The 16,251-nt window shown below is 72.5% G+C and carries 14 protein-coding genes and 1 pseudogene; 10 read left to right on the forward strand and 5 right to left on the reverse strand.

Going from position 1 to position 16,251, the window contains the following annotated elements; genetic code table 11:
- Positions 1-480: NADPH-dependent FMN reductase (locus H5J29_RS04365; RefSeq protein ID WP_181779601.1), on the reverse strand; the 480-nt coding region annotated here is incomplete at its 3' end.
- 671 nt (positions 481-1,151) lie between these two features.
- Between H5J29_RS04365 and H5J29_RS04370 the strand changes: the two genes are divergently transcribed.
- The 4 genes from H5J29_RS04370 to H5J29_RS04385 all read left to right on the forward strand — a co-directional run bounded on the left by H5J29_RS04370 (position 1,152) and on the right by H5J29_RS04385 (position 6,081).
- Entirely contained in the window at positions 1,152-1,505 is a 354-nt protein-coding gene (locus H5J29_RS04370; protein WP_181779602.1) for a bifunctional 3-phenylpropionate/cinnamic acid dioxygenase ferredoxin subunit, read from the forward strand.
- Positions 1,502-3,889 (forward strand): GcvT family protein, encoded by a 2,388-nt coding sequence (locus H5J29_RS04375; RefSeq protein ID WP_181779603.1) that lies wholly within the window; start codon positions 1,502-1,504, stop codon positions 3,887-3,889. The genes H5J29_RS04370 and H5J29_RS04375 overlap by 4 nt, the downstream gene beginning before the upstream one ends.
- Positions 3,886-5,046: an aromatic ring-hydroxylating oxygenase subunit alpha gene (locus H5J29_RS04380; RefSeq protein WP_181779604.1), complete on the forward strand. Its 1,161-nt coding sequence runs from the start codon at positions 3,886-3,888 to the stop codon at positions 5,044-5,046. The genes H5J29_RS04375 and H5J29_RS04380 overlap by 4 nt, the downstream gene beginning before the upstream one ends.
- A 114-nt stretch (positions 5,047-5,160) precedes the next feature.
- Positions 5,161-6,081, forward strand: coding sequence for a PDDEXK family nuclease (locus tag H5J29_RS04385; protein WP_181779605.1), 921 nt, complete (start codon positions 5,161-5,163; stop codon positions 6,079-6,081).
- A gap of 22 nt (positions 6,082-6,103) precedes the next feature.
- On the opposite strand, the gene H5J29_RS04390 is transcribed toward H5J29_RS04385, so the two are convergent.
- On the reverse strand, positions 6,104-6,676 hold the full coding sequence (locus tag H5J29_RS04390; RefSeq protein WP_181779606.1) for a TetR/AcrR family transcriptional regulator: 573 nt from the start codon (positions 6,674-6,676) through the stop codon (positions 6,104-6,106).
- 99 nt (positions 6,677-6,775) lie between these two features.
- Here H5J29_RS04390 and H5J29_RS04395 point away from each other — a divergent pair, with 99 nt between their 5' ends.
- Positions 6,776-7,204, forward strand: coding sequence for an anthrone oxygenase family protein (locus H5J29_RS04395; protein ID WP_181779607.1), 429 nt, complete (start codon positions 6,776-6,778; stop codon positions 7,202-7,204).
- A 1-nt stretch (position 7,205) separates the two neighbouring features.
- Here the strand turns inward: H5J29_RS04395 and H5J29_RS04400 are convergent, their stop codons facing one another.
- Positions 7,206-8,150 carry a DUF808 domain-containing protein gene (locus tag H5J29_RS04400; RefSeq protein ID WP_181779608.1) on the reverse strand — a complete coding sequence of 315 codons (945 nt, stop codon included), beginning with the start codon at positions 8,148-8,150 and terminating at the stop codon, positions 7,206-7,208.
- 59 nt (positions 8,151-8,209) lie between these two features.
- Entirely contained in the window at positions 8,210-8,989 is a 780-nt protein-coding gene (locus H5J29_RS04405; protein WP_220186971.1) for an IclR family transcriptional regulator, read from the reverse strand.
- A 70-nt stretch (positions 8,990-9,059) separates the two neighbouring features.
- Between H5J29_RS04405 and H5J29_RS04410 the strand changes: the two genes are divergently transcribed.
- The 5 genes from H5J29_RS04410 (at position 9,060) to H5J29_RS04430 (ending at position 15,942) form a co-directional block, all read left to right on the forward strand.
- A complete protein-coding gene (locus H5J29_RS04410; RefSeq protein WP_181779609.1) occupies positions 9,060-10,526 on the forward strand; it encodes an aldehyde dehydrogenase family protein in 1,467 nt (488 codons plus the stop codon).
- A 12-nt stretch (positions 10,527-10,538) separates the two neighbouring features.
- Positions 10,539-12,038, forward strand: a complete 1,500-nt coding sequence (locus tag H5J29_RS04415; RefSeq protein WP_220186973.1) for an APC family permease — start codon at positions 10,539-10,541, stop codon at positions 12,036-12,038.
- A complete protein-coding gene (locus H5J29_RS04420) occupies positions 12,039-13,583 on the forward strand; it encodes a GMC family oxidoreductase (RefSeq protein WP_181779610.1) in 1,545 nt (514 codons plus the stop codon).
- A 10-nt stretch (positions 13,584-13,593) separates the two neighbouring features.
- Entirely contained in the window at positions 13,594-14,271 is a 678-nt protein-coding gene (locus tag H5J29_RS04425; RefSeq protein ID WP_181779611.1) for a GOLPH3/VPS74 family protein, read from the forward strand.
- Positions 14,272-14,448: 177 nt separating this feature from the next.
- On the forward strand, positions 14,449-15,942 hold the full coding sequence (locus tag H5J29_RS04430) for an AMP-binding protein (protein ID WP_181779612.1): 1,494 nt from the start codon (positions 14,449-14,451) through the stop codon (positions 15,940-15,942).
- On the opposite strand, the pseudogene H5J29_RS04435 reads toward H5J29_RS04430, so the two are convergent.
- Positions 15,926-16,251, reverse strand: a pseudogene (locus H5J29_RS04435) (SDR family NAD(P)-dependent oxidoreductase); the annotation flags it as partial. The gene H5J29_RS04430 and the pseudogene H5J29_RS04435 overlap by 17 nt on opposite strands.

A 16,251-nucleotide genomic window follows, 5' to 3' on the forward strand; every position in this document is an offset into this window, starting at 1 on the left:
GAGGGCGCCCGCGACGGGCTTCCAGCGCTCGCCGTAGGCCGCGAGCTCGGGCCCGTCCCACGCGGAGTCGATCAGGTAGAGGCCCGGCAGGGCGCACGTCCCGCCCAGCTCGGACAGCACGGGGCGCAGCGTGAGGTCCGGGGCGAGCGCGTGGGCGGGTCCGCCGCCCAGCATCAGCGGCACCGCCACGACGTCCTGCAGCCCGGTGCCCCCGGCGAACTGGTCCAGGAACAGCTTCAGCAGGCCCGTGTAGGTCGCCTTGTAGGTGGGGCAGGCGAACACCACGAGCGACGACGCCTGCACCGTCTTCACCGCGGCCGCGACCGCCTCGTCGCCCCAGCCCAGCAGGCCCGGGCCCAGCTCGGACAGCTCGAGCACGTGGTCGGGGGCCGCGCCGGTGAGCTTCTCGGCCAGCGCCACGCCCGCGGCGGTGGTGCGGCCTCCGGCCTTCGGGTTGCCGACGACGACGGTGACGGTCACGGGGTTCTCCTGCCTCGGGGACGTACGGGTCGAGATCAGCATTCCATCTCCGGGGCCCGCCGGTGCCGTCCGCCGACGTACGCCACGCGCTCGTCGCACCACCTCCGGCGAGGTCCGCCGCGCCCACCTGCGTGGACGATGCGGCCGACACGCCCGGGAGTCGCCGGCCGACCAGCACCGCCCGCCGCTCGTCGTGCGCCCGGGCCCCCTCCGTGCGCGAGCGTCACCCGTTTGAGACCGTGGGGCGGTCCGCCCCCCGACCGACGCAGGAGACGTACGTGAAGAACCTGGCACGCGCCCTCGGGAAGTTCAGCTCCGGCCTCATCCAGGCCGTGGGCATCCTCGGCGGCTGGAACCGCGGCCGCCGCGCAGGCTCGCGCTGAGCCGTTCCCGGGTTCCCCGCGGTCACGGCCGCGGGGACCCGGGGCACGACCGGTCCGGCCACCCCGTCGTCACGACCCGTCCCGCCGTGCTCGACGGCCTGTTCTGAGCCATTCGGCCTAGACCCGCGTTACCGGCAGTTTGCCGATCGGACGACTGCGTTTCCGCATGCCCGGACCCCCTTGACAGCGACCCCTCCGCGGCCTCACCGTGTTGCGCGTCGTGCTGAGTGTCTCGCAGTACGCACCAACACCACGCCTGTCACACCGGCATCACGAGGACGCGGCACCATGATCTACGCCTGCCAGCTCTCCGACCTCCCTCCGGGCGGTTCCCTGCGGCTCACGGACCTCCCGGGCAGCCCGCCGGTGGCCGTCTTCCACACCGAGGACGGCGAGCTGTTCGCCGTCGACGACACCTGCACCCACGCCGACGCGTCGCTGGCGGAGGGGTTCGTCGAGGACTGCGCGGTGGAGTGCCCGCTGCACGCCGCGATCTTCGACCTGCGCACCGGCGAGGCCGACGGGATGATCGCGACCTACCCGGTCCGCACCCACACCGTCGTGACCTCCGAGGGCCAGGTGTTCCTGCAGCTGTCCGAGGCGATCCCGCACCTGCCCGCCGCCGCACGCCGCGCCTCATGACGCCTCGTGTCGTCGTCATCGGGTCCGGGGTCGTCGGGGCCGCCGTGGCGGACGAGCTGACCGAGCGCGGCTGGACGGACGTCACCGTCCTCGACCGGGGGGCGCTGTCGCTGCCGGGCGGGTCGTCGTCGCACGCGCCGGGCCTGGTCTTCCAGGCGAACCCGAGCCGCACGATGGCGCGGTTCGCCAGGTACACCGTCGAGAAGCTGTCCTCGCTCGCCGTCGACGGGCAGTGGTGCTTCAACCAGGTCGGCGGCCTGGAGGTCGCGACCCTGCCCGAGCGGGTGGACGAGCTGTGGCGCCGCCAGGGCTACCTCGCCTCCGTCGGGGTCTCCTCGACGGTCGTCGGGCCGGAGGAGTGCGCCCGGCTGCACCCGCTGGTGCCCGCCGAGAACGTGCTGGCCGGCCTGCACATCCCCACGGACGGGCTGGCCAAGGCGCCTCGCGCGGTCGAGGCCCAGGCCCGGCGCGCGATCTCCCGCGGCGCCCGGTTCCTCGGCTCGCAGCGGGTCGTGGAGGTGCTGCGCGCAGGCGGCCGGGTCACCGGCGTCCGCACCGAGACCGACACCTTCCCCGCGGACCTCGTGGTGCAGTGCACCGGGTTCTGGGGCCCGCTGACCGGCGCCCTGGTCGACCTCCCGACCCCGCTGCTCCCGATGGCGCACCAGTACGCCCGCACCACCCCCGTCGCCGGCCTGCGGGACCTCGGCGCGCTCGAGGCGGCTGCGCCGATCCTGCGCCACCAGGACCGCGACCTGTACTTCCGCGAGCACGGCGAGCGGCTCGGCATCGGCTCCTACGCCCACCGGCCCATCCCCGTCGACCCGGCGAACCTGCCCACGCACACCGAGATGCCGTCGTCGTTCGACTTCACGCCGGAGGACTGGGCGCCCGCCTACGCCGACGCCCGCGCGCTGCTCCCGGCGCTGGAGGGCGTCGAGATCGAGCACGGCTTCAACGGCGTCTTCTCCTTCACCTCCGACGGCATGCCGCTGCTCGGCGAGCACCCCACGCTGTCCGGCTACTGGGTCGCCGAGGCCGTGTGGGTCACGCACTCCTGCGGTGTCGCCCGCGCGCTGGCGGAGTGGATGGTCGACGGGCACCCCACGCTCGACGTGCACACCTGCGACCTCAACCGCTTCACCGAGGCCCAGCGCTCCCCGGCCTATGTGGAGCAGCGGGCCGCGCGCAACTTCGTCGAGGTCTACGACATCCTGCACCCGCTGGACCCGCCCGCCGGGCCGCGGCCGATGCGGACCAGCCCCTGGTACCTGCGCCAGCAGGAGCTCGGCGCGGTGTTCACCGAGATCGGCGGCTGGGAACGGCCGCTGTGGTTCGCCGCGAACGCCGGGCTGCCCGGGCAGAGCGCTCCGCGCGAGGACTGGGCGGGCCGTCACTGGTCGCCGGTCGCGAGCGCCGAGGCCGTCGCCACCCGCGACTCCGTGGCGCTCTACGACATGACGCCGCTGACCCGCGTCGAGGTGTCCGGGCCGGGTGCCTGCGCCTTCCTCGACGGCCTGACCAGCAACAAGGTCGACGTCGCGGTGGGCCGCGTGGTCTACACCCTGATGCTCACCGCGTCCGGTGGGGTGCTCTCCGACCTCACCGTGACCCGCCTCGGCCCCGAGCTCTTCCAGGTCGGCGCGAACGGCGAGGTCGACGTCGACCGGCTGCGCAGGCTGGCCCCCGCGGGCGTCTCGGTCCGGGACGTCACCGCCGGGACCTGCGGCGTCGGCCTGTGGGGCCCCCGGGCGCTCGACGTCCTGTCCGCCGTCTCGTCCGACGACCTGTCGTTCGGCTACTTCCGCGCCCGCACGATCCACGTGGGCGCGATCCCGGTGCTCGCGCTGCGCGTGTCCTACGTGGGCGAGCTGGGCTGGGAGCTCTACACCACCGCGGACCAGGGCCTGGCCCTGTGGGACGGGCTGTGGGCGGCCGGGGCCGAGCACGGCATGATCGCCGCGGGGCGCCACGCCTTCACCAGCCTGCGCCTGGAGAAGGGCTACCGCGCCTCCGGCGTCGACATGACCAGCGAGGACCTGCCCGCCGAGGCCGGGCTCGCCTTCGCCGTGAAGCCGGGGGAGTACCCGGGTGCGGAGGCCGTGTCGGCGGAGCCGCGCCGCAGGCTCGTCCCGCTGCAGCTGGATCCGCAGCACGCCGTGCTGGGGTCCGAGCCGGTGTTCGCGGGGGCGGACTGTGTCGGGTACGTGACCAGCGCGGCCTACGGGCCGAGCATCGACGCCTTCCTGGCCTACGCCTGGCTGCCGACCGAGCTGGCGGCGCCGGGGACGGCGGTCGAGATCCAGTACGTCGGGAAGCGGCTGCCCGCCGTCGTCGTCTCCGAGCCCACGTTCGATCCCGAGGGGAAGCGCCTTCGCTCATGACCGCGCTCAACGAGACGCAGCCCGTGGACCCGACCGTCGATGCCGCGGCGACCGCGCCCGGCTCCCTGATCCCGACGCTGGCGGGCCGCTGGTACACCGATCCCGCGATCTTCGCGGCCGAGCAGGAGCGGATCGTCGAGGCGGGGTGGGTGTGCGTGGCGCTCGCCGCGGACCTCGACGGGCCCGGCGCCTACCGGACCGTGCAGGTGGGCCGCGAGTCCGTCGTCGTGGTGAAGGGGCGGGACAGGCAGGTCCGCGCCTTCTTCAACGTGTGCAGGCACCGCGGCGCGCAGCTCTGCGTCGAGCCCGCGGGGCAGGTGCGCAACAAGCTGCAGTGCCCGTACCACGCCTGGACCTACGATTTGACCGGCAAGCTCATCGCCGCGCCGAACCTCACCGAGATGCCGGACGTCGACCGCTTCGCCAACGGCCTCGCCGCCGTCGCGGTGCGGGAGTGGATCGGGTACGTGTGGGTGTGCGTGGCTCCCGAGCCGCCGTCGTTCGAGGAGCAGGTCATCGGGGCCGTGGTCACCCGGCTCGGGGACGTCGAGTCGATCGACCACTACGGCGTCGAGAACCTGCGGTTGGCCAAGCGGATCAGCTACGACGTGAAGTCGAACTGGAAGCTGATCGTCGAGAACTTCATGGAGTGCTACCACTGCGCCACGATCCACCCGGAGCTCACGGAGGTGCTCCCGGAGTTCGCCGACGGCTACGCGGCGCAGTACTACGTGGGCCACGGCGCGGAGTTCGGCTCGGAGGTGGAGGGCTTCACCGTCGACGGGTCCGCGGGCCACACCCGCATCCCGACCATCGACGAGGCCCAGGACCGCAAGTACTTCGCCATCACGATCCGCCCCGGCGTGTTCGTGAACCTGGTGCCGGACCACGTCATCGTGCACCGGATGACCCCGGTCGCGGTGGACCGCACGCTGGTGGAGTGCGACTGGCTGTTCCTGCCCGAGGTCGTGGAGTCCGGCGCGGACGTCGAGCGCAGCGTGGAGCTCTTCCACCGCGTCAACACCCAGGACTTCGCCGCCTGCGAACGCACCCAACCGGCCATGAGCAGCAGGATCTACGCGCAGGGCGGCAGCCTGGTCCCGTCCGAACACCACATCGCGGAGTTCCACCACTGGGTCCAGTCCCGCCTCGCCTGACCGAGATCAGCACCAGCGCTGTCGGAGCATGATCGAACAGCGCTGGTGCTGATCGGCACCGCCCACTTCCCCCGAAACGCCACGAACCGCGCCTGGACGCGCGACGCTCCGTCCGTGTCGAGCGTCGAGGTGCTGCGGACCGTGCCGGGGTGGCCCGTCGCGTTCCGCGGTTCCGCCGCGCGCTCGGCGGGGCTGGTCACGGGCGCCGAGCTGCGCGGCCCGCGTTTCACCCGCCCCTTCCCGGACGTGTACGTGCAGCTCGCGGCCGCTGCCGGACTGAGTGAGGCCGAGGTCCGCATCCGTGCCGCTGCCGCGCTGGTCGACGGCCGTGGGGTGCTGTCGGGGTACAGCGCGGCGCTGCTGCACGGCGCGGACTGCGGCCCGCTCGACGCGCCGGCCGAGGCGACGCTGACGCGCGGCGGCATCCGCCCGCGCCCCGGCCTGGTGCTGCACCGGGACCTGCTCCGGCGGGACGAGATCGAGGTGGTGCGGCGAGGCGGGTCTGTCGCGGGACTGTGGGTGACCACCGCCCGTCGGACCGCGTTCGACCTGGCCCGGTGGGCGCCGAGCCGGGTGGAGCGGATCGTCGCGCTGGACGCGTTGGCGAATGCGGGCGGCTTCGACCCGGCGGAGGTCCTGGCGTTGCGGGACCGCCACCCAGGAGCGCGGGGAACCGGTGCGCTGCCCGAGATCGTTTCCGCCGCGGACCGCTACGCCGGCTCGCCACCCGAGACCCGGGTCCGGCTCGCGCTCGTCGCGGCCGGGCTCCCGCGCCCGAAGGTGCAGTGGGTGGTGCAGGACCCCGTCGCCCGACGGGCACTGTGGCTGGACATGGCCTATCCGGAGCACCTGGTCGGTCTGGAGTACGAGGGCGCCGCTCACACCAGGCCGGAGCAGGTCCTCCGCGACACCGCCCGCTTCACCACCCTCACGGCGATGGGGTGGCGCATGCTCCGCTTCACCAAGTGGGACCCACCGGAGCGCATCGCCGGGCTCGTGCGCGCTGCGATCAGCACCAGTGCTGTCCGACCATGATCGAACAGCGATGGTGCTGATCTCACCCGGTGAGCAGGTCGACCAGGACCTCGATCCGCCTCGACGTGTGCTCGTCGGGGAGGCGGCCGGCGCGGGTCAGGGTGACCAGGCCGTGCAGGCCCGCCCAGGCGACCTCGGTGAACAGGCCCGGTTCCACGTCCCCGGCGACTCGTCCGAGCGAGTCGAGGAGGAGGGCGAAGCCCTCGCGCAGCGGGGCGGGGGCGGCCTCGTCGGCGAAGGGGAGGCCGCTGCGGAGGTTGAACATCGCGTCGTAGAGGGCCGGGCTGTGCTCGGCGAACTCGACGTAGGTGCGGGCCAGCGCGGTGATGGCCGCCCGCGGTCCGTCGGTGGCACCGGCAGCGGCCCGGAGGGCGGTGGCCAGCTCGGCGAACCCCTCGAGCGCGACGGCGTCGACGATCTCGTCCTTGCCGCGGAAATGGCTGTAGAGCACCGGCTGGCTGTACTCGATGCGCTCGGCGAGCCGCCGGGTCGTCACGGCCTCCCAGCCCTCGGCCTCCGCGAGCGCACGGGCGGTGCTCACGATCAGGCGATGGCGCTCGGCGCGCTCCCGTTCCTTGCGTTCCGACACCGGCACGACCGCACCGTAGCACAAAATCTAGCGCTGCTAGACAATCGAGCGCCGCTCGTCTAGCGTCGGCCCAGAAGCTAGCACTGCTAGAACCTGGGAGGACCCATGGAGACGCTCGCGGTGGTCACGGTGGTGGTCGTCGGGTTGCTGGTCGGGGTGGAGCTGTCCGTCGCGGCCGTGGTCAACCCGATCCTGGACAGGCTGCCCGACGGCGTCGGCCTGCTGGGCCGCGTCGACGGCGGGAGGAGGCTGGGTCGGGCGATGCCGTTCTGGTATATCGGCTCGGTCGGGCTCGCCGGCGTGTGGACCGTGCTGGCGTGGAGCACGCCCGTGCTGGTGGCGGTCGCTCTGCTGCTGGTCGGCGTGGTCATGTCGGTAGCGCTCCTGGTCCCGATCAACAACCGGGTGATCCGGTGGTCGGCGGGGGAGCGCCCGGCGGACTGGGCACGGCAGATCGGGCGCTGGGACCGGCTGCACCGGGTGCGGGTCGCGGTGATCGTCGCCGCATTCGTGCTGCTCGTGGTGGCCCGGTAGCTCAGGCGTGGGCCCGCCGCTTCGGCAGCAGGTGCATCACGGCCACGACGATCGCGCCCACGACCGCCCCGACGACGGCGGACAGGGCGGTGTTGGTGAGCCAGCCGAGGAACCCGCCGAGCGGGCCGGTGGCGTCGTGCACCAGCAGCTCGACGTGGTGCACGAACCCGTACGGCGGGTGGAACCCCAGCTCGTCCACCCCGACCAGCAGGATGTGCCCGCCGACCCAGAGCATCGCCGCGATGCCGACGGTCGACAGCACCGCCAGCACGATCGGCATGGCCCGCACGAGCCCGCGGCCGAGCGCGCTCACCGCGCCCGACTCGCGCTCGGCCAGGAGCAGCCCCAGGTCGTCCATCTTCACGATGAGGGCGACGACGCCGTACACGAGCGCGGTGATCGCGAGGGCGACCAGCACGAGGATGATCGCGCGGGGGAGGAACGCCTCGCCCGCGACCTCGTTGAGCGCGATGACCATGATCTCGGCCGAGAGGATGAAGTCGGTCCGCACGGCGCCGGACACGACCTTCTTCTCGTGTCCGACCGGGTCGGCGGCGGCCTCGGCGTTCTTCTCCTCCGGTGCGGCCTCGTGCCCGGAGAGCTTCTCCCAGATCTTCTCCGCGCCCTCGTAGCAGAGGTACAGCCCACCGAGCATGAGGATCGGCGTGAGCAGCCACGGCGCGAGCCAGCTCAGCAGCAGCGCCGCGGGCACGATGAAGAGGAGCTTGTTCCGCAGCGACCCGACCGCGATCCGGCGGATGATGTTCAGCTCGCGCTCGGGCTTGAGGCCCTGGACGTAGCGGGGAGTGACGGCTGCGTCGTCCACGACGACACCGGCCGCCTTGACCCCGGCCCGCCCGGCCGCGCCCGCGATGTCGTCCAGCGACGCGGCGGTGATCCGCACGAGCGCCGCGACGTCGTCCAGCAGTGCGAACAGCCCGCTCACCGCGGCGACCCCGGAATCGTCACGAAAGGGAGCTTACGGGGTGGATGTCCGGCTGCTCGTCACTCCCACCATCCCATCCGGCGGCTGATCTCCTGCGCCGCCTCGACGACGGTGGGGGCGAGGTCCTCGAGCCGGGTGGGCGGGAGGCGGTAGCTGGGGCCGGCGAGGGAGAGGGCGCCGGCGACCCCACCGGTCTGGTCGCGGATCGGGGCGGCGACGGCGTTGAGCCCGATCTCGTACTCCTCGACGACCGTCGCGTACCCCCGCTCCCGCACCCGGTCGAGGTCGGCCTCCAGCTCGTCCCGGGTGACCGTGGTCCGGTCGGTGAACCGTTCGAGCTCCAGGTCCTTGAGCATCGGGCCCAGGTCGGCGGCCTCCAGCCAGGCGATCAGCGCCTTGCCGCTCGACGTGCAGTGCAGCGGCGTGATCCGGCCGATCCAGTTGTAGGACAGCACCGTCGAGGGCCCGCGGGCCTGGTGCACGTTGACGGCCCACGGCGCCTGCAGCACCGCGATGTTGACGGTCTCGCCGAACTCCAGCGCCAGCCGCTCGCACGCCTCGCGGCCCATCCGCGTCACGTCGAGCCGGCCGGACACCGCGCCCGCCAGCGGGATCAGCCCGAACCCGAGGGTGTACTTCCCCCGGTCGGCGGCCTGTTCCACCAGCCCTCGCTCCTCCAGCGCACCGAGCAGCCGGAAGGCGGTGGACTTGTGCACGTCGAGCTCGGCGGCGACCTCGCTGACCCCGGCCTCGCCGCGCTGAGCGAGGATCTCGAGCACGGTGATGGCGCGGTCCACGGACTGCACGCCTCCGTCCCGCGCGCGCTCCGTGTTGCTCATAGCGAAACTATAGGCGTTCGTCCCGTATCCGTGCTTGACCGCGATCAACGATCGGGAGGACCCTCCACCGGTGTCCGACCTCTTCATCGACGGCGAGTGGACCTCCGGCTCCGGGGGGTCCGCGCAGGTCGTGAACCCGTTCGACGCCTCCGTGGTGCGCACAGTGGACCAGGCGGGCGCGGACGACGTGGACCGCGCGGTCGCCGCGGCCCGCCGCGCCTTCGACCACGGTCCGTGGCGCTCGGTCGAGGCGCCGGAGCGCGGCGCGCTGCTGCGCCGGGTCGCGGACCTCCTCGTGCGGGACAAGGAGGAGATCGCGCACACCGAGACCCTCGACACCGGCAAGACCCTGGTCGAGAGCCGGATCGACGTCGACGACGTCACCGCCGTCTTCCGCTTCTACGCCGACCTCGCCGACAAGGACGCCGGACGCCTGGTCGAGACCGGGCAACCGGCCGTCGTCAGCAGGGTCGTGCACGAGCCGGTCGGGGTGTGCGCCCTGGTCACGCCCTGGAACTACCCGCTGCTGCAGCTGTCCTGGAAGGTCGCGCCCGCCCTCGCCGCCGGCAACACCATGGTGATCAAGCCGTCCGAGGTCACCCCGCTGACCTCGATACTGCTCGTGAGGCTGTGCGAGGAGGCCGGGGTCCCGGCGGGCGTCGTCAACATCGTGCTGGGGGACGGGCCCACGGTCGGCGCGCCGCTGACCGAGCACCCCGGCGTCGACATGGTCAGCTTCACCGGCGGGCTCGCCACCGGGAAGGCGATCATCCGGGCGTCGGCGGAGACGGTGAAGCGCACGGCGGTCGAGTTGGGTGGCAAGAACCCCAACATCGTCTTCGCGGACACGGACTTCGAGCTGGCCGTGGACTACGCGATGCTCGCCGTGTTCCTGCACTCCGGGCAGGTCTGCTCGGCGGGCGCGCGGCTGATCGTCGAGGACTCCCTGGCGGACGCGCTGGTGGCCGAGGTGGCGTCGCGGGCGCAGCGGATCCGGCTGGGCAACGGGCTCGACGCGGGCGTCGAGGTCGGGCCCATGGTCTCCGAGGCGCACCGAGCCAAGATCGAGGGCTTCGTCGACTCGGCGAAGAAGGAAGGCGCCACGATCGTCTGCGGCGGCGCCCGGCCCGCGGATCCCGCGTTGGCGAAGGGGTTCTTCTACCTGCCCACGGTGATCACCGGCGTCACGCGCTCGAGCCGGGTGATCCGCGAGGAGACGTTCGGCCCGATCCTCACCGTGGAGCGGTTCACCACCGAGGCCGAGGCGATCGAGCTCGGCAACGACACCGAGTACGGCCTGGCGGGCGCGGTGTTCACCCAGGACATGGGCCGTGCCCAGCGGGTCGCCTCCGCGCTGCGGCACGGCACCGTGTGGATCAACGACTACCACCCGTACGTGCCCGGTGCGGAGTGGGGCGGGATGAAGCGCTCCGGCAACGGCCGCGAGCTCGGGTACACGGGCCTCCACGAGTACCAGGAGACCAAGCACGTCTGGCAGAACACCGCCCCCGCGCCGCAGGGGTGGTTCAAGGGCTAGCTGGAGGTCGCATTGTCCGAGCAGGATCACGGGCTCGCCGAGTTCGGGTACAGCCAGTCGCTCGACCGCAGCATCGGCAAGTTCGCCAGCTTCGCCGCCGGGATCAGCTACATCTCGATCCTGACGGGCACGTTCCAGCTCTTCTACCTCGGCTACGGCTTCGGCGGGCCCGTCTACTGGTGGACCTGGCCCCTGGTGTTCGTCGGCCAGCTGATGGTGGCGTTGTGCTTCGCCGAGCTGGCGGGCCGGTTCCCGGTGGCGGGGTCGGTCTACAACTGGTCGAAGCGCCTCGCGGGCCCGACGGTCTCGTGGCTGGCCGGGTGGATGATGTTCACCGCGTCCGTGGTCACCATCACCGCCGTGGTGCTGGGCTACCAGCTCACGCTCCCGCAGATCTGGTCCGGCTTCCAGTTCGTCGGCGACGGCACCGGGGACAACGACTACCAGCTCAACGGCCTCATCTGGGGTGCCGTACTGATCCTGTTCACCACGCTGGTCAACGCGTACGGCGTGAAGCTGATGACGCGGATCAACTCCGTGGGCGTGTTCATCGAGCTGGTCGCCGCGGTGCTGATCGTGATCCTGTTGGCGGTCAACATCGTCAACCCGCCCTCGGTGCTGTTCGACACCCGCGGGCTGGGCGAGGGCATGACCGGCGGCTACTTCGGCGCCTTCCTCGTCGCCGCGCTGGCCAGCGCCTACGTCATGTACGGGTTCGACACGGCCAGCTCGCTGGGCGAGGAGACGGTCGACCCGCGGCGGACGGCGCCCAACGCCATCCTGCGCGCGGTCATCGCCTCGTTCGTGATCGGCGGGCTCATCCTGCTCTTCGCCATCCTCGCGATGCCGGACCTCGGCGACCCGGCCCTCGGGGAGGCGAGCGGCGGCCTCCAGCTGGTGATCCTCACGGTGCTCGGCGGGCCCGTCGGCACGGTGTTCCTGATCTCCGTCGTCATCGCGGTCACCGTGTGCGCGCTGGCCGTGCACACCGCCGCGATCCGGCTGATGTTCGCCATGGCCCGGGACAACGCGCTGCCCGGCGGCGCGCGGCTCGCCAGGGTCGATCCCGTCCGCAAGACGCCGGTGGTGCCCGCCGTGCTCATCGGCGTCGCCGCCGTGGTCATCCTGGTGATCAGCGTGGGGATCCCGGAGATCTTCACCGCCGTGACGAGCGTGGCGATCATCATGATCTACATCGCGTACCTGCTGGTCACCGTGCCCATGCTGGTCAAGCGCCTCAAGGGCGAGTGGTCCGGCGGCGAGGCGGGGTACTTCTCGCTCGGGCGGCTCGGCCTGCCGGTGAACATCGTGGCCGTGCTGTGGGGCGGTGCGATGGCGATCAACCTCGCCTGGCCGCGCGCGGACGTCTACGGCGAGGGCTGGATCAGCTACATCGCCTTCATCTTCATCGGGCTGGTGATGGGGATCGGGCTGCTGTGGTTCCGGCTGCGCGGCAGGCACAAGCTGGGCACGCTGCCCGAGCACCTCGCGAAGCAGATGGAGGCCCAGTAGATGCGGTTCGACTACGTCGTGGTGGGCGGGGGCTCGGCGGGCTGCGCGCTGGCGTCCCGGCTGTCGGAGGACCCCGCCGTCACCGTCTGCCTGCTGGAGGCCGGACCGTCCGACGTGGACGATCCCGCGATCCTCCGCCTCCAGGACTGGATGTTCCTGCTGGACTCCGGCTACGACTGGGACTACCTGGTCGAACCGCAGGAGCACGGCAACTCGTTCCTCCGGCACGCCCGCGCCAAGGTCCTCGGCGGGTGCTCCTCGCACAACTCCTGCATCGCCTTCTGGACCCCGCGCGAGGACCTCGACGAGTGGGCCTCCCTCGGGTGCGACGGCTGGTCGGCGGACTCCTGTTGGCCGCTCATCCAGCGGCTGGAGACGAACGACGGACCGTGGGAGGGACACGGCCGCTCGGGCCCGGTGAACCTCATGCAGGTCCCGCCCGCCGATCCGTGCGGGGTCGCGGTGCTGGAGGCCTGCGCGGGCGTCGGGCTGCCGACGGTGCGGTTCAACGAGGGCGTCACGATCACCGAGGGTGCGGGGTTCTTCCAGATCAACTCGCTGCCCGACGGCACGCGGTCCTCGGCGAGCGTCAGCTACCTGCACCCGGTCATGGGCTCGCGGCCCAACCTCACGGTGCTGACGGACTGCTGGGCGTCTCGCGTGCTGTTCGACGGCACCCGGGCCACCGGCGTCGAGTACCAGCAGGGGATCGGACCGGGCAGGCGCACGGTGACCGCCGGCCGCGAGGTGGTCCTCTCCGCGGGCTCCATCGACACCCCGAAGCTGCTCATGCTGTCCGGCATCGGGCCCGCGGACCACCTGCGGGACTTCGGGATCGACGTCCTGGTCGACGCCCCGGGCGTCGGCGCCAACCTCGACGACCACGTCGAGGGCCTGGTCATGTGGGAGTCGGCCCGGCCGATGGTCACGACCTCCACCCAGTGGTGGGAGATCGGCGTCTTCCACCGCACCGAGCCCGGCCTGGACCGGCCGGACCTGATGATGCACTACGGCTCGGTGCCCTTCGACCTCAACACGGTCCGCTGGGGCTACCCGACCACGGACAACGGCTTCTGCCTCACCCCGAACGTCACGCGCGGGCGGTCGCGGGGCACGGTCCGGCTGCGCAGCAAGGACTTCCGCGACCGCGCCCGCGTCGATCCCCGGTACTTCACCGATCCCGAGGGCCACGACATGCGCGTCATGATCGAGGGGATCCGGCTCGCCCGACGCATCGCCGAGCAGCCCGCGCTGAAGGAGTGGGTGGCGCGCGAGCTGGCCCCCGGTCCCGATGCCGTCACCGACGCGGAGATCGAGGACTACGTCGTCAGGACGCACAACACCGTCTACCACCCGGCCTGCACCGTGAAGATGGGCCCGGCGACGGATCCGCTCGCGCCGCTGGACCCGCAGCTGCGGGTGCGGGGCGTCGAGGGGCTGCGGGTCGCGGACGCCTCGGTGCTGCCGTTCCTGCCGGCGATCAACCCGAACATCACCACGATGATGGTGGGGGAGAGGTGCGCAGACCTGCTCCGCAGTCGGTAGGGTCGCCGCCGTGGCGGAGCTGACGCTCGAGGAGAAGGTGTTCCTGTTGTCCCGCAACCCGACCACGGGTCGGGACCGGGCGACGTACGGGATCGACGCGGCGTTGGGCGGGGCGGTCCTGATCGCGCTGGCCCGCCGCGGCTGCATCCAGGTCGTGGACAAGCGGGTGAGCAGGGAGAACGCGCCCGGACCCGCCGAACCACTGCACCGCGAGGCGCTGTCGCTCATCGAGTCGGACGGGAAGGAACGGAAGGCCCAGCGCTGGGTCGAGACCTTGCCGCGCAAGCTCAAGCTCCAGGAGCGGCTCGGCGTCGGGCTCGCCGAGAAGGGGCTCGTGGAGGACGGTCGGACGAGGTTCCTCGGCATCACGCAGAAGAAGTTCCCGCGCACCGAGACCGGCGACGAGGTGGTGCGCCCGATCGAGCGCGCCGTCGTCGACGCCTTGACCGGCGTCGATCCCGCGCCGACGGAGGAGACCAAGCTCCTGGCCGCCCTGCTCGCGGCCGCGCAGCTGCTCAACCGTTTCGTGGAGCGCCCCGACCGCAAGGCGGCCCGCGCCCGTGCCGAGGCCTTCACCGCGGAGGAGCCGATCAACGACGCCGTCGCCGGGAGCGTGAAGGCCGCCGAGGCCGCGATCGTGGCCACCATCGCCACGGTCGCCGCGGCGGGTGCGACGAGCGGCACCTGACCCACCCGCTGACCCACCCGCGCTGTCCGACTCGCGCGTCGAAACGGGGGGACTCGCGGAATCGTTCCGCGAGTCCCCACATCTCGACGCGCGAGTCGGACATCGGCGGCGGGTGAGTCGGACACGCCCGCGGGGGACGTAGGGTCCGAGGAGGGCTCGACGGGGAGGTGCCACCGGATGACCGCGTGCGAGGACGAGCGGGTCGAGGGCCGGGCGGACCACGGCGCGGGTACGCCGCTCGCCGTGCGGCTCCGGGAGCTGGCCGCCACCGCACCCGACGCCCCCGCGGTCACCGACGACCACGGCACCGTCACCCGCCGCGAGCTCGACGCCCGCACGAACCGCCTCGCCCGCCGGTTCGCCGCGCTCGGGGTGCGGGCCGGGGACCACGTGTCCATCGCGCTGCCGAACGGCATCCGGCACGTCGAGTGCTCGGTCGCCGCGTGGAAGCTGGGCGCCGTGCCCCAACCGTTGTCGCATCGGCTTCCTCCCGCGGAGCTGGCGGCACTGGTGGCGCTGGCCGATCCCGCCGTCGTCGTGGGGCTGGACCCGGCGGACGGGCGTCCCTGGCTGACCGGGGACGAGGACCTCGGCGAGGGGGAGGCGGAGCCGCTGCCGGACGTCGTCGGGCCCTCGTGGAAGGCGCCCACCTCCGGGGGCAGCACCGGCAGGCCGAAGCTGATCGTGGCCGGTCAGGTGGCGAGCGTCGAGGCGGTGCTGGCTCGCGCACCGCTGCTGCGGATCGACCGCGACGGGGTGTTCCTGTCCTCGGCGCCGCTCTACCACAACGCGCCGTACATGTTCTCCCTGATGGCGCTCCTCCACGGACACCACGTCGTCCTCATGGGACGGTTCGACGCGGCTCGCGTCCTGGACCTCGTCGCCGAGCACCGGGCTACCTGGCTGTACGTGGTGCCCACGATGATGGGCCGGATGCTGCGCCTGCCCGCGGAGGTCCGGGCCGCGGCGGACCTGCGTTCGCTGCGGACGGTGCTGCACGTCGGGGCGCCGTGCCCGCCGCACGTCAAGCGCGGGTTCCTGGACTGGGTCGGCCCGGAGACCGTGATCGAGCTGTACTCCGGCACCGAGGCGCAGGCCAACTGCATGATCGACGGCGTGGACTGGCTCGCCCACCCCGGCTCGGTCGGGCGGGTGCAGCGCGGGCGGATGAGCGTGCGCGGCGAGGACTTCCGCGAGCTGACGCCCGGCGAGGTCGGCGAGATCTGGATGCGGCCCGACGGGGAGGGTCGCACCTACTCCTACGTCGGCGCCTCCGCGCGGGAGCGGGACGGGTGGGAGTCGTTGGGGGACATGGGTTCGTTCGACGACGAGGGCTACCTCTACCTCGCCGACCGGCAGACCGACATGATCCTCGTGGGCGGCGCGAACGTGTACCCGGCGGAGATCGAGGCCGCGCTCGCCGAGCACCCGGCGGTCGTGGACAGTGCGGTCGTCGGCCTGCCGGACGAGGACTACGGCAACGTGGTCCACGCGATCGTGCACCTCACCGGCCGTTCCTCGCCGGATGAGCTGCGCGAGTTCCTCCGCGGCCGGCTGGCGCCGTACAAGGTGCCGCGCTCGATCGAGCTCACCGGCGAGCAGCTGCGGGACGACGCGGGCAAGATCCGCCGCAGCGCGCTGCGGGAGGCGCGCCTCAGGCCGGCGCGGTGACGACGACCTCGGGTTCCGTGCGGTCGGTGACCATGCGCCACACCGTGTCCGCCAGGTCGTCGGGATCGAGTGTGCGGGCCGCGGCGCCGCCGAACAGCTCCGGGTTCGCGGTCACGGCCGCGTGGATGTCGCCCCGTTCGACCAGTCCGCCGATCGTGAGGGTCCCGGCGTAGACGCCCTCCGCCGCGAGCGCGGCGTGCAGGGTGAGCGCGTGGTTCCGCAGGGCGGCCGCGGACAGCGCGAGCGCGCCCAGCGGTGGCATGGGCAGCACGCTGCTCAGCCCGCCCGCGAACAGGAGGGCGCCGGACC

Origin of the sequence: Pseudonocardia pini (genome assembly GCF_013870575.1) — a bacterium.
Classification (GTDB): domain Bacteria; phylum Actinomycetota; class Actinomycetes; order Mycobacteriales; family Pseudonocardiaceae; genus Pseudonocardia; species Pseudonocardia pini.